The organism is Phocaeicola abscessus CCUG 55929 (assembly GCF_000312445.1).
GTDB classification, from domain to species: domain Bacteria; phylum Bacteroidota; class Bacteroidia; order Bacteroidales; family Bacteroidaceae; genus Phocaeicola; species Phocaeicola abscessus.
The window spans coordinates 548,327-562,613 of the sequence record NZ_HE997182.1 but is presented as its reverse complement, the minus strand read 5'-3'; the positions used below and the strand labels follow the sequence as shown (position 1 = coordinate 562,613).

The following is a 14,287-nucleotide window of genomic DNA, read 5'->3' as shown; positions in this document are numbered from 1 at the left end:
TTCGACTATTTCAAAAAGATTTTTAAAAACATGAGGATTAATAAACGGACGGGAAAAGCATCGCCTTCCGCACCCCCTAAGATGTCGCGAAGTTTTGTCAAAGCGCGATTCGACAGATTCATGGAGGATTGGACATGGATATTCAGCGCTTCAGCGATTTCACTATGAGCGAATCCTTTTACATACCGCAGATAAAGAACCGCTTTTTGTTTGGAGGATAATTTTGAAATTGCCTCGACTAACTGGCGGCCTAACCGCATCTCTTCGTCATCTTTGGGAAACATATAGTCGAACAAGTCCTCGTCGATAGGCACATTGAACTCAAAATCTTCCAAAACGCTTTGCTTATTAATCGCAATCGTCTTATAAGCGAGATTGTTTCTCAAAGCTTTCAACAGATACGCCCTGACCGAGACGAGACGCTCCATGCGGATGTGCGAATTTTGAAATAAGTCGATGAAAAGATCTTGTATGCAATCTTCCACGAAGTCTTTATCCGGATTGCACTTCAATCCGTAATTCAACAAGAGGTCGTAATTTTCCTTATAAAGTAGTTCAAGCGCATGTCTGTCGCCTTGTATCAGCCGTTTGAACAAAGACAAGGAATTCAACGCTTTATCGAGTGCTCGATCTTTCATAAAACAAATTAAAATTCCATGTTCATGACAAAGATAGAAAAGATTTGCAAAAAGCACATGACAAAACAACAAAGTACAGGATTCTTTTTCGTTCGCATCCGACAAACCCGTATCTTTTAAGAGGCCAGAAGTTGCAAGCGCCAAACCCTTCGGTTTTACTCCCGTTAAGCCGCAACGAGTCCCGACACATTCGGTTTCGCTCCTTGTAAAAGTCGGTGCAAGCTTCTCGAAAAATGGCGACGGATCGCGTATATATCGAAGACGATCTGAGAGGAACGGAGAAATACCGTAGACAGCCGGCTTCCAACGCTCTCAGAACGATCTCAACCACGCTCCCAAATCGGACAGCATCTGAAGGTGATACCTGAAATGTTCATGCATACCCCAACCGTGTTCGCCCTCCGAATAGATATGAAGGGCGGCCGGAATGCGATGCTTTTTCAACGCATGGTAATAATACGTGGAATTCAGCGGATTGACCAGCGAATCGTCATCCGACAAGGCGATGAAAGCTCGCGGGGTATTATCCTTCACCTGCAAATCGTTGCTGTAATATTCCAATTGTTCCTTGGAAGCACGCTTACCTAACAGATTTTCAAAGGAACCTGCGTGTGCGAGTTTCGCATCGGAGGAGATGACCGGATACATCAGTATCTGGAAATCGGGCAAGACATCCGCCCGGGCATGGGTAGCCACCGTCGAAGCCAAATGTCCGCCGGCCGAAAAACCCATCACTCCAATGGCATGAGGGTCGACGTTCCATTCCTCGGCGTGTTCCCTGATTAGGCGGATGGTTTCGTACACGTCGGACTGCGGTACCTCCGGATGTCCGTAGGGAAGACGATATTTCAATATGACGGCGGCCACTTCCTGTGTAAGAAAAAAGTCGACCCACTCGAATCCTTCATAGTCATCGCAAAGCACTCCGTAACCGCCCCCCGGGCAAACGACAACCGCCTTGGTTGGCATCTTCGTTTTTTCGGGGAGGTAGACGGCTATACAGGGCTTGTAGTTCCGTTCGGCATCATCGTACCCTTGCACTTCTCTTCCGTTCGAATTGGGCAGTCCGTTTTGCCACAAGTCAATACGGATCGGTTTCACAGACGTGCTTTGCGCCATTGCAGGCCATCCCGTGATAAAAAAGAAACCGAACAATAACGTTTTCTTCAGCAATTGTAAATTTTTCATTCTTTATTTATGTTTATCTGTGACATCTATTTTATTCACGCCTGCAGTCAATGTCATTTCATTGTCGCGCCATTTGAACGTACCTACCAGATCGGGCGGCAACGTCAATTCCCCTTTCAGCCTCTTCCCTTTTTGCTCTAGAGAGACGGAAATAATACCATTCGGATGAGGAACATTGCCCTTCACGCGTTGTAAAGTTCCCAGATGGGGCTCTATCTTCACCGATTTGAAACCAGGTTCGGCCGGTTCCACACCGCAAACAGTCGCCAGAAAATCAATTAACGGACTGGCACTCCAAGCGTGACAATCCGAACGCGTAGGCTCGGGATTCTCCGCAAAAGTGGTCAAACCGATACCTATCATATCTTTCCACGGCTGGAGCATGGAGACATATCGATCCGCCAACCCCACCTTTTTCAAAGCTCTGAACAGATAGAACCGGTAATAGAACGTAGCCTGAATAAGCGAAGGGTCCGTAGCCAACCGATTGAAGAGGTCGACTTGTTTCTCCTTCGGCACGGCATCCGAAAGAATACCCATGATATTCACATGCTGACTATAGCTAGAGCCCTGCAAGTCGTCAGTCAGCAATTGCTTTCCCTCATTCCAACAATCGTTCCATACATGTTGACCTAAGGATATTCCGAGATGTTCATAGTAGGTTGCCAACTCCTTTTCCCCGCATTCTTTCAACAGGTCGACGGCATCTCGGATGGCATAGGCCAGCTGTAAGGTAACGATAGCTGATCCTCCCGTCAGGGTTGCCCGGTGCGTTCCTCCCAAAGGGTATTCGTTATCCCAGGGCCACTGTACCGGCCAGTCGATAAAATTCCAATGCGGCAAGCGGCCGAGTACGCCCGTGGCCGGCTCTATTTTATCGACAAACCAGGCCAATATCGTCTTGACACCGGGCATGCACGACTTTATGAAATCAGGATCGTCACGATACATCCAATAATCGTGCACCATGTTGATCCAATACAATGAAAAAGGCGGTATATACTGGGGAACGCGACTGGGATAACGACTGGCCGTAATCCCCTCGTACGTACGCGAGTAGTCGAACATCCTGATAGCTTTTCTCATGAGTCGGTCGTCGCCGCTTACGTAAAGAGAGATCAATGCCTGAATGCGCGTATCGCCCACGTATTGCAACTGTTCGTAATACGGACAGTCGAAATAAGTTTCGTTTGCACAAAGTCGGGCGGTCCGCCAACCTACTGTCCAGATTTTTGACAGTTCTGGATCGTCGCTGCTGAAACTACCGACCTCTTCAAAGGGATAAGCCGTATACATGCCGTAAAGGTCCTGTATCGTCAAGGGTTGTTCTTTCGTCTCGATATCCAATTGCACGTAACGGTAACAGCGGAACCACAAGGTACGGAACAGTCTGTCGTTCCCTCCATCCGGATAGAAAATATCGGTGAATCCCGTAATCTTCCTACCCGCTATATCATTCCGGTGGGCCTTTCCTTTATCGTTAAACAAAGCCTCGCCGTATCGCACCCGTATTTCGCTGTCTTTCCCTCCGGATACTTTCAGCTCTGGATAAGCGTTAGTCAGGAAAGTCTGGTCGATCAATACGGACACTTTCTTATTGGCGGGAATCGTCAAGGGAGCCTTTCCCTGCAAGAAAGCTTGCGGCACCGTCATTCCTTCCGTCCGCCTGATCGCCTTCATCCTCAACAGCGTATCTTCCATCAAGGGAATATCGCGGCGGCAAAGCATCCAATCATAACCGGTGCCTAATCCGTAAGGCTGCCCTCTTCTCAACAGTACCGGGCTTGCCCAAGCGGTATCATCAAAACTTTGCATTTCCCATCCCCACGGGTATTGACCTCCTTTTACGATGTCCGCGCAACCTACATCCTGTCTTTTTTCGGGAGAAGGAGCATATGCCAAATCCCGACAAACCTTCCAACTGCAATCGGTATTCACCTCTCTTTCCCTTTCCGAGTTCCCTTGCAGGATGAAGCCCGTCATAAGCATCATTTGAGCGCCAGGAGCATAGGAGCTCATATTCCAAACCAAAGCGGCGAGCACATTATCTCCTTCTTTTAGCAAGGGAGCGATATCAACCGTTTCGAAATACCAATGACTCAAATCTCCACGGGCCGGTCCGTAACAAACCGGCGTTCCGTTCACGAAGAGCCGGTAACGATTATCCGCCGACACATTGATGACATAGGTCACCGGAAGATCTTTGATCCGAAAGATCTTTCGAAAATGATATACTCCGTAATCGTAAAGGGAGACTCCGGGATAGGCGATCCACCTCGCATCCCATTTCTTTTCCAGAAGTTCCGGATTGGGTTCCGCCGTTTTCGCTCGCCGTTCCGTCTCAGCATGCGTTCCCCAAACGAGGAAGAGGGTCAAGACGAATAAGTTAATTCTTTTCATGGTATAGATACTTTAAGAAGTTACAAAGATCGCAGTTCCGTGAAAAGCGTTCACCTTCAAACGAACCATCTCCACGAAATTCTGCCCAAAATCATAGACAAACACTCCCGGATGGGCTTCCGTCATACGGACAGCATTCAAGGTGGCGGTTTTCCCTTTCGCAATCCACTCAGTGACATCGTACCCATCGTATAAAACAGTCTGTTTATAATCAGTCCATCCCGGAACCAAGACTCTGTCGCTCACTCTCCGGCCGTTGATGGGAACTTCATAATATCCCAAACCGGTAATATAAAGTCTGGCAGGAACAATGGCTTTCTCCACCCGACAAGTCTTACGGAGTACAGGAGCCGGATCATCTTCGTAAAAATCTTCTTTGGCAGGTGAGGCGAAATCGTCGCCTACCCATAGGGCTTTCCAATCCTTTTCATTCAAAAGGCCTGTTTCGAAGCAAGCGATCTCGCTCCAAGCGGAGGACTCCCCCTTTGAGTTCCAAATGCAGACTTTCCAATAATAACGAGTTGCAGAATGCAGTTTCTTTTTCTTATACACGATGTTATCGCTTCGATCCGATTTTATCAATCCGCTGTTCCATACATTGCCCTTATCGGTTTCCCTATCCTCTTTATTATCGCTTACCATCATCAGATAAACGGTTTGCCAGTCTCCCCAAATATCGGAAGTACATTGCCAGCCGAACAAAGGAGCGGCAGCATCCACACACATCGGATACTCCGTATTTTCACAAGTTAACCGACCGATCTTTATCGTTTCTGCAAAGGCAAAGGAGTAACCTATGCAAAGCGCCAACAAAAAGATCATTTTTTGATCTATAAATTTCATCTTACCTGTATACTCTCCTCATTCCTCACGGTGCAAAGATTCATTATGATAGGTTATCAGCCCGTCTAAAGGATAGCGCAAGATGATTCCCATCCGCATCTGGTACGCATGAGCCGTTTCCGCAAGGATATCCCTGAAACAATAGGCAATAGAACCGACACTGTTGAATTCATACTTCTCATAAGCGGGATAATGGAAAATGATCTTCTCGAACATTGCCGTAAAAGAATTCCTCACCAACCGGTAGAAGTAATCGTCCCTATGCAAATTCTCTTTAATGAAAGGACCGAACTGAGCGCAAAAGCGATTAGGCATAGGTTTTTTATAAATCTGATCTATCAATTGGTCGTCGGTCATTCGAATACGGTCTTTCACTATCTCATAAACCCTGTCCGACATACGATGCCGCATAAAGTCGCGAATCAAGAGTTTTCCCAAATAAGCTCCGCTTCCCTCGTCCCCTAAAATAAACCCCAGCGATCCGACTCTGAAAGCAATCTCCTTCCCATCATAGATGCCACTGTTCATCCCTGTTCCGAGAATAGCCGCAAAGCCAGAACGATCGCCCAGCAACGCGCGAGAAGCACCGATCAAATCGGTCGCAGCCGATATCTTCGTCGCTTTAGGAAAGGCCTGCTGCAAAGCCGATTTCATAAAGGGTTCCAGCAGTTTCGTTATGCCCGCCCCATAGAAAAAAACTTCACAGATTTCATCAAGATTCAAATCTGAAGGAAAAGCAGACGTTATATCCTCTACGATCCAGTCCGCAGTTATATAGTTCGGATTATAGCCAGCGCTCGAGAAGCGGATGCATCTACGATCATTCGTGATGCACGCCCAATCGGTTTTCGTTGCGCCGCTATCGGCAATCAGTTTCATCATTATATCAAGCCCTCAAGTTGAGGGCGAATTTAATAAAAATATTCGATCGGCAACTTTAGAGTCTTAAAAAAGTTTCTTCAAAAGCAGGTACAATCAACCCTTATATTTCTATCCTCACGGATGGAGAAAAACGAGATAGAGCCCCTGCAATGAGTGTATTCCTTCCTGTCTTAAAAGCTACGATTGGAGCTTTAAGCTTCATACTTTTCATTCATTCGCATCGCTGCCGACCCAATCGACGGAGGCAAAAATCCGTTTTAGGCGTTGCCGAGTGGTTCGGCGAGAAAGGAATTTCCCTTGATCCGTCAGCAGTTATTTCTTGGGTTAAAATTCATGTATATCTCTCCTCACTTCGCAATAGCCTCCTTAAAGCGAAGTACGATCCTTTATAACGAAGTTGTGTCAAAATGGATTTTTGGCACGATCCTTTCGCGTATGTCAACAATGACTATGCAATAACTTTCAATGCCTTCCCAACTTTGATAAAAGCGGCAATGGCTTTATCTAAATGTGCGGTTTCATGACCTGCCGAGAGCTGAACGCGGATGCGAGCTTCTCCCTTCGGAACTACCGGATAATAAAAGCCGGTCACATAGATACCCTCTTCTTGCATCTTAGCCGCAAATTCCTGCGACAGTTTCGCATCATAAAGCATCACGGCGCAAATAGCGCTTTGAGTAGGCTTGATATCGAAACCAGCCGCCAGCATCTTATCCCGGAAATAACGGACATTGCTCATCAACTTCGTATGCAAGTCATCACTCTCTTTCAACAGCCGGAACATCTCGATGCTTGCCCCGACAATGCCCGGAGCGACGGAATTGGAAAACAAATACGGACGAGAACGTTGACGTAACATGTCGATGATTTCCTTACGCCCCGTGGTGAAGCCGCCCATAGCGCCGCCGAACGATTTACCGAGCGTACCGGTAAACACGTCGATCTTCCCATAAAGTTCAAACTGTTCTGCCACGCCGCGACCTGACGGGCCGACCACGCCGGCAGAATGCGATTCGTCGACCATGACCATAGCATCATATTTTTCGGCCAAAGCACATATCTTATCCATCGGAGCGACATTTCCATCCATCGAGAACACGCCGTCCGTGGCAATCAGACGAAAGCGTTGAGTTTGAGCCGCTTTCAAACAATCCTCTAATTCTTTCATATCCGCATTGGCATATCGATAGCGTTTCGCCTTGCAAAGGCGCACACCGTCAATAATCGAAGCGTGGTTCAAGGCATCGGAAATGATAGCGTCCTCTTCCGAAAGGATTCCATCAAATAACCCGCCGTTAGCATCGAAGCAAGAACCGTAGAGAATGGCATCCTCCGTACGGAAGTAATCCGAAATAACCCTTTCCAATTCTTTGTGGATATCCTGCGTACCGCAGATAAAGCGGACAGACGACATACCGTATCCGTGGCTCTTCATGGTCTCCGTAGCCGCATTAACCAAACGAGAGTTATCTGAAAGACCTAAATAATTGTTCGCACAGAAATTAAGCACTTCTTTACCTGGTTTTACTTCAATATCGGCACGTTGCGCCGTAGTGATAATACGTTCCTCCTTATATAATCCGGCGGCCTTAATATCGGCCAGCTCCTTCGTAAGGAACTCTTTCATCTTACCATACATAATCTAAAAATTTATAGGGTTTCACAATATGCTTTGCATAAAGTTGGCATTGACAAAGTTCTAAAATTTTTCCGATAATAAAGAAAAATTAGCCCTAAAAAATCATTAATCATGCATAAAGTGCCTATCTTTGTGACAAAATGATTTTTCAAAAATCTTCATTAGAATGAAAAATGTATTAATCATCGGTTCTACCGGCCAGATTGGCTCAGAGTTGACAATGACGCTGCGAGGTATTTATAAAGGAGGAAGCATCGTAGCGGGATATATCCCCGGAGCGGAACCGAAAGGCGAATTAGCCGAATCCGGTCCTTCCATGATCGTGGATATTACCAATCCTCAACAGATAGCAGACGCCGTCAAGCAATACCGGATTGATACCATCTATAATTTAGCCGCTCTACTATCGGCTGTGGCGGAAGCCAAGCCGCAGTTAGCATGGAAGATCGGCATAGGCGGCCTAATGGATGTATTGGAAGTGGCGCGCGAATTAAGGTGCGCGGTGTTTACGCCCAGTTCCATCGGCTCGTTCGGCGATAACTCCCCCAAGGACGGCACTCCGCAGGACACCATCCAACAACCCCAAACGATGTACGGCGTAACCAAGGTTACCGGTGAATTGTTAAGTAATTATTACTTCCATAAATTCGGCGTGGATACGCGCTCCGTGCGTTTCCCCGGATTGATCTCCTACGTCACTCCTCCGGGAGGTGGCACTACCGACTACGCCGTTGACATATACTATTACGCCGCTCAGGAAAAAAAATTCGCCTGTCCTATTAAAAAAGGCACTTACATGGATATGATGTACATGCCCGACGCGCTCCGCGCAGCTATTGAAATCATGGAAGCCGATCCTGCCCGATTGATTCACCGCAATTCGTTCAATATCGCATCCATGAGCTTCGATCCCGAAATCATCTATCGTAAAATAAAAGAATACGTTCCGCATTTCGAAATGACGTACGAGGTAGATCCGCTCCGCCAGCACATCGCCGAGTCGTGGCCCAACAAAATGGACGATACCTGTGCCCGGCAGGAATGGGATTGGAAACCGGAATACGATTTAGATGCGATGACCAAAGACATGCTGACGAAGTTGAAAATCAAATTTGCAAAGAAATAAAGAGACACCCCACAGCCCGTCTGAAAGGAGTTGTCCCCATCAACACGTCGACCGACGGCAACGACGGAATAAAAAATTTCGCACCGACCGCTATAAATATGAGAGAAGCTGCGCCAAAACTTTCATTTTGACACAGCTTCTCTCCATCTCTAATAATATCAAGCCGATTACCCTTTGGCCTCCACCGGTTTCACTTCCGGAGCCGTGCCTTTCGGCATGCGTTTGCCTATCACCAAGTAAGCTGTAGGAGCTGCGACGAACAGCGAAGAACAAGTGCCGACAATAACTCCGAGAATCATGGCGAATGCGAAACTTCGAATGCTTTCGCCACCTAAAAGGAAGATGCATAACAACACAATCAAGGTGCTTACCGACGTATTAATGGTACGAGCCAATGTTTGATTCAAGGAATCATTGAATAATGCAAAATGATCACGCTTGGGATACAGTTGAAAATTCTCGCGGATACGATCGAATACGACCACCTTATCATTGATCGAATAACCGATAGCCGTCAGAATAGCCCCGATAAACGTCTGATCTATCTCCAACGAGAACGGAGCCCACCCGTAGCACAACGAGTACGCGCCGATAATCAGGAAAGTATCGACACACAAGGCGATGGTAGCGCCAATACTGAACGAAATATCGCGGAAACGCAACAAAATATATAAACCGATGGCAATCAAGGCCAATACGACCGACCAAATAGCCGAAGTCTTAATATCCTCCGCAATACTCGGCCCTACCTTCTGGGAACTGATGATAGAGCCTCCAGCCCGATTATCGCGATCGATGAAAGTTTCATACGAGGTGCCTTCTTCCAACAATTTGCCTTGCGACAAGGCATCGTACAAGAAACGTTCTATCTCCGAATCGATGGTCGGCGAATCGTCATTGATACGATAATTCGTAGAAATACGAATCGTCTTGTGATCGGTGCCCAAAGCGATAGCCTGCACATTAGCCCCCGCCACTTGAATCGAATCGTTCTGCGACAACAACGAACGAACCGCTTCCGGTTCCACCTGTTCTTCGAACTGAACGACGAAATTACGACCGCCGGTAAAGTCGATGCTCTGCGACAAGCCGCGCACGGCAAACGAAACGGCGCTGACACCGATAAGAGTACCGAAAACTAGGGAAGAACGTTTCCAGATACCCATGAACTTATACTTCGCATTCTGCATCAAGTTCTTCGATAGGCTTGTGGTAAATGTCAAATTCAACCACTTGTCCTTATTCATAAAATATTCATAGACTACCCGCGTCAGAAATACAGCCGTGAAGAAGGAACAAAGGATGCCGATAATCAGTGTTGTAGCAAACCCGCGAATAGGACCGGTTCCGAAGTTGAACAAGATAAAACCCGTCATGATAGAGGTGAAATTGGAGTCGAAAATCGCCGAGAACGCATTCGAATAACCTGCAGCCAAAGCCGCCTTCACGCTCTTACCCGCTCGCATCTCCTCTTTCGTGCGTTCGTAGATCAGTACGTTCGCATCGACAGCCATTCCCAACGACAACACCATACCGGCGATACCCGACATCGTCAAGGCCGCTTGGAAAGAAGTCAGGATGCCTAAAGTAAAGAAGAAGTTGAAGAGCAAAGCGCCGTTAGCCACCATGCCCGGAATGATTCCATACATCGCGCACATGTAAATCATCAGCAAGATCAGAGCCACCACAAACGACATGATACCTTGGTTGATGGATTCCTGTCCTAAAGACGGCCCGACGATATCCTCCTGAACAATGCGCGCAGGAGCCGGCATTTTGCCCGACTTCAGAACGTTCGCCAAGTCTTTCGTCTGTTCGACGGTAAAACTGCCGGTAATTTCTGAACTCCCGCCGTTAATCTCATTCATTACATTCGGAGCACTGTATACGTAACCGTCCAAAACGATGGCGATGGAACGGTTGATATTATTCTTCGTCAGCTGCGCCCAACGGCGAGAACCGTCATTGTTCATCGTCATACTCACGGAAGGACGACTATGTTGGTCGTAAGCATCGTGCGCATCGGTAATCACATCGCCCTCCATCGGAGCACGTCCGTTACGCTCCGTCACTTTGATGGCGTAGAGTTCGAAAATTCGCTCGCTCTTATCCCAGTCGGCAGCACTAACCCCCCACTTCAGACTGAGATCCTTGGGCAGGATGGCCTGAGCTTCTTTGGAGTGAAGATAACCGTTGATCGTCGCCGTATCTTTGTAATCGGCATAAGCGGCAATAGCGCCTCCCTGCTGGTTATTCAATTGCAGAATCGCCGTCAAGGGATGTTCTTTTTTCATTTGCTCCAACGTTTCCTTATCCGTGGCAGACTGGCCTCTCAATATGTTCGATAAACTGTCCGTCGATGCAGGAGCCGCAGCCTCTTCCACAGCGGTCGAATCGGTTCCTGCAGCGCTTCCGTTCGCAAGTACGTCGTGCAAACGACTGTCGAGGGCGGTCAAATAAGGATATACTTCGCTGGGGTAATAGGTTTCCCAGAATTCCAGATTGGCAGAACCTTGCAACAATTTCCTCACCCGTTCCGGTTCTTTGATACCGGGCAATTCCACCATGATACGCCCCATGCTCCCTTCCAGATTCTGAATATTAGGCTGCACGACGCCGAATCGATCGATACGGGTACGCAATACGTTGAAAGAATTGTCGATAGCCGACTTTACTTCTTCGCGCAAAACCTTTTCCACTTCCGCATCCGTACTACGTGTATTGACTTTATCCTTTAACTGCTGCGTAGCAAACAGCTCGGCCAGCTTAGCATTCGGGGCCAATCGTTTATATTCGCGGATGAACAAGGTGATGAAATCGTCTTGGCTGGTAATGGATTGCTTGGATGCAGTGCTCACTGCCCGATTGAAAGCCTCATCCGATTTATGATCGGCTAAAGCCTTCACCACATCTGGCACCGAGACTTCAAGAATAACGTTCATACCGCCTTTCAAATCCAAGCCCAGACCGATTTCCATCTCCCGACATTTTTTCAGCGTATAGCCCAGATAGACTTTCTTGCTCTGCATTGAGTCCAAATAATGCTGTTCACCTTGAGGATCCTGAGCCGCTTTATTCATGTGATAACGGGTCACGAATGAAAACGACAGATAAAAGAGACAAACCAAGGTCAAAGCTATAGCTAAAAACTTTACAAGTCCTTTATTTTGCATGTTACTTTAGAAATTTATTATTTTAATTTTTAATTTGTTCTCGTTATCAAGGTTGCAAATATAGTTTTTTTTTCACATTCAAAAGGTATAAAACGCAAATATTTAATTTTGAGGGGGAGAAAAAGGTCGGTAATTATCTTTCTTATCTGGCATTCAGATAATCAGCCTTATTGCATTTCATTTTTTACCAGCATCAAACAGGCGTTTCTTTTCTTCCGTCGTCAAGTGATCATACCCGGACTGTTTTAATTTGTCCAAGATCCGGTCTATTTCATCGCTTTGCTCTTTTTTACGGATATTATACTCGTAATCCTGCCGATGTTTTCCGTAATAAGTTTTCATCTTGGATTTTCGGCGCCTGTAAAAAAGAGTCCTATTCCCAATACAAAAATCAATCGCTTTATTAATCCACGACGTCACATCATGACCTTTCGTCAAGGAAGAAGCAAAGAGCCATCCCCCCAAAGCTCCTCCCAAATGAGAAATATGTCCGCCGGCATTTCCCGAAGTGATCATCAGCAAATCGGTCACAATCATTACCGAAGCCACATATTTCAATCGAACAGCACCCACAAACAGGAAATTTATCTTATATTCCGGCGCTTTGACGGCAACGGCTATAGAAATAGCCAAAACGGAAGCCGAAGCGCCCAAGAGATAAGAACTGTTGACAAAATCGGTAAAATAAGGAAAGACATTATACGCCAAGATGTAAAGGAGTCCGCCGCAAATACCTCCTAAAAAATATAATCCACGCAAATGTCTTGCGGAAAAGAAAATTAGAAACAAACGCCCGAAAAAATACAACCACAGCATATTGAACAGTAGATGTATCAAGTCGGCGTGCATAAACATATAGGTGATCAACGACCACGGCTGATGGCAGAATTGCGATACGGAAGAGGGCAGATCTAACCAGCGAAAAATGGACTCACTACTCCGATTGAAAAGCAGCAACAATATCCCAACAAGGGCTGTCATGAAAAAGACGCCCGTATTCACATAAATAAACCTCAGATGGATGTCTGCACGCTTATACCGATTCCGTATATCAGAAATTATATCGCCCAATCTGACCTTTTTTTCTCCAATACCTTATTAATATAAAACCGAAAATCATTCCTCCCAAATGAGCAAAATGCGCAACTCCGTCGCTGGTCATAAAAATACCGAGGAACAATTCCAACACGATATAGCCGAAAACGAAATATTTTGCCTTGACAGGAAAAGGGATGGGGATAATGAACAATTCGGCGTTTGGAAACAGCATTCCGAACCCCATTAAAATACCATAAATAGCGCCTGAAGCTCCGATAGTGTTCATCATATTCAAGTATTCCCCCATAGGAATATGGGTGGAACCTACGGCGACAGCCTGATAATTAGACAAGACGAATGCGTATTCCATATATTGCACCAACTCCTGAATCAAAGCCGCCCCTACTCCGCAAAGTATATAGTAAAGCAGAAAACGCTTCTGCCCCCATACGGCCTCGAGCGTTCTCCCAAACATCCAAAGCGCGAACATATTGAAAAGTATGTGTTCAAAATTAGCATGCATGAACATATACGTGACAATCTGAACCGGATTGAAATGCGAAGCCATGAAAAAGTGCAATCCGACATATTCGGTCAAATCGATACCGTACTTCCTCAAAACGATCATTCCGAGAAAGCAGAGTACGTTAACGATCAGCAGATTTTTAGTTACTGGAGGTAAATTATTCATCACGCAAAAGATGTTAGGTCATTCGACGTCGGGTGCAAATATATCATTTTATTCTGTTAAAAAGCAGAAAAAAGGCTTCCTATTAGATTTTTTTGGTATTTAAGCCATCTTTTTTTCTCTAAGAATTTGTTTTGTGAATTTGAAAGTTTATATTTGTCGCAGAATTTAAAGTAAATCTCAGAATATTAATTATTAATCAATCGTTTTCACTATGAACAAAGCAGAACTTATCAGTGCAATCGCAGCTGAGGCCGGCTTGACCAAAGCCGATGCAAAGAAATCTGTGGACGCTATCGTCGCAGTGGTTACAAAAGCGCTTAAAGCCGGCGATAAAGTAACATTAGTTGGTTTCGGCACTTTCGCTGTTAGCAAGAGAGCAGCCAGAACGGGTATCAATCCTTCTACGAAGAAGCCGATCAAGATTGCAGCCAAAAAAGTTGCGAAATTTAAAGCTGGTGCAGAATTAGCTAAGGCTGTTAAATAAGCTGACTTCTAAAGACCTTCAAGCGGCTGTGTCAAAATGAAAGTTTTGGCGCAGCCGTTTTGGGTATGTAAGCAATGTTCAACACAGGGCACTGAGACGGAGGATGCAAGAAGCTTGCACCGACGTGATTAAGCCCGAATGTCGATCGGGGTGAAGCTGTTTGGCATTACCGCGATGTTTTTTGT

General features: G+C 46.1%; 11 protein-coding genes. 2 read left to right on the top strand and 9 right to left on the bottom strand.

The genetic code is table 11. The features are described 5' to 3' along the window. Positions 1-5: 5 nt before the first annotated feature. The 6 genes from BN102_RS02265 to kbl form a co-directional block, all read right to left on the bottom strand. Positions 6-638 (bottom strand): RNA polymerase sigma factor, encoded by a 633-nt coding sequence (locus BN102_RS02265; RefSeq protein WP_019207443.1) that lies wholly within the window; start codon positions 636-638, stop codon positions 6-8. 312 nt (positions 639-950) lie between these two features. After that, entirely contained in the window at positions 951-1,826 is an 876-nt protein-coding gene (locus BN102_RS02260) for an alpha/beta hydrolase (RefSeq protein WP_021311779.1), read from the bottom strand. A 3-nt stretch (positions 1,827-1,829) separates the two neighbouring features. Continuing rightward, positions 1,830-4,226, bottom strand: coding sequence for an alpha-L-rhamnosidase-related protein (locus BN102_RS02255; RefSeq protein ID WP_019207441.1), 2,397 nt, complete (start codon positions 4,224-4,226; stop codon positions 1,830-1,832). 12 nt (positions 4,227-4,238) lie between these two features. Further along, the gene (locus BN102_RS02250; protein ID WP_198006536.1) at positions 4,239-5,048 is read right to left on the bottom strand and encodes a glycoside hydrolase family 78 protein; all 810 of its coding nucleotides are present in this window, start codon (positions 5,046-5,048) and stop codon (positions 4,239-4,241) included. Between the two features lie 39 nt (positions 5,049-5,087). Next, a complete protein-coding gene (locus BN102_RS02245) occupies positions 5,088-5,951 on the bottom strand; it encodes a hypothetical protein (RefSeq protein WP_019207439.1) in 864 nt (287 codons plus the stop codon). 448 nt (positions 5,952-6,399) lie between these two features. After that, entirely contained in the window at positions 6,400-7,590 is a 1,191-nt protein-coding gene (gene kbl, locus BN102_RS02240; protein ID WP_019207438.1) for a glycine C-acetyltransferase, read from the bottom strand. Between the two features lie 166 nt (positions 7,591-7,756). On the opposite strand from kbl, the gene BN102_RS02235 reads away from it, so the two are divergent. Continuing rightward, positions 7,757-8,716, top strand: coding sequence for an NAD-dependent epimerase/dehydratase family protein (locus BN102_RS02235; RefSeq protein ID WP_019207437.1), 960 nt, complete (start codon positions 7,757-7,759; stop codon positions 8,714-8,716). 167 nt (positions 8,717-8,883) lie between these two features. Here BN102_RS02235 and secDF read toward each other — a convergent pair whose 3' ends face one another. The 3 genes from secDF to BN102_RS02220 form a co-directional block, all read right to left on the bottom strand. After that, on the bottom strand, positions 8,884-11,889 hold the full coding sequence (secDF, locus tag BN102_RS02230; protein WP_036786945.1) for a protein translocase subunit SecDF: 3,006 nt from the start codon (positions 11,887-11,889) through the stop codon (positions 8,884-8,886). A gap of 177 nt (positions 11,890-12,066) precedes the next feature. Beyond that, positions 12,067-12,960: a rhomboid family protein gene (locus BN102_RS02225; protein WP_019207435.1), complete on the bottom strand. Its 894-nt coding sequence runs from the start codon at positions 12,958-12,960 to the stop codon at positions 12,067-12,069. Continuing rightward, entirely contained in the window at positions 12,941-13,618 is a 678-nt protein-coding gene (locus BN102_RS02220; protein ID WP_019207434.1) for a rhomboid family intramembrane serine protease, read from the bottom strand. Before BN102_RS02220 ends, BN102_RS02225 begins: the two co-directional genes overlap by 20 nt. 211 nt (positions 13,619-13,829) lie before the next feature. Here BN102_RS02220 and BN102_RS02215 point away from each other — a divergent pair, with 211 nt between their 5' ends. Next, complete coding sequence (locus BN102_RS02215; RefSeq protein ID WP_019207433.1) at positions 13,830-14,102, top strand: HU family DNA-binding protein; 273 nt, start codon at positions 13,830-13,832, stop codon at positions 14,100-14,102. Positions 14,103-14,287: the final 185 nt, after the last annotated feature.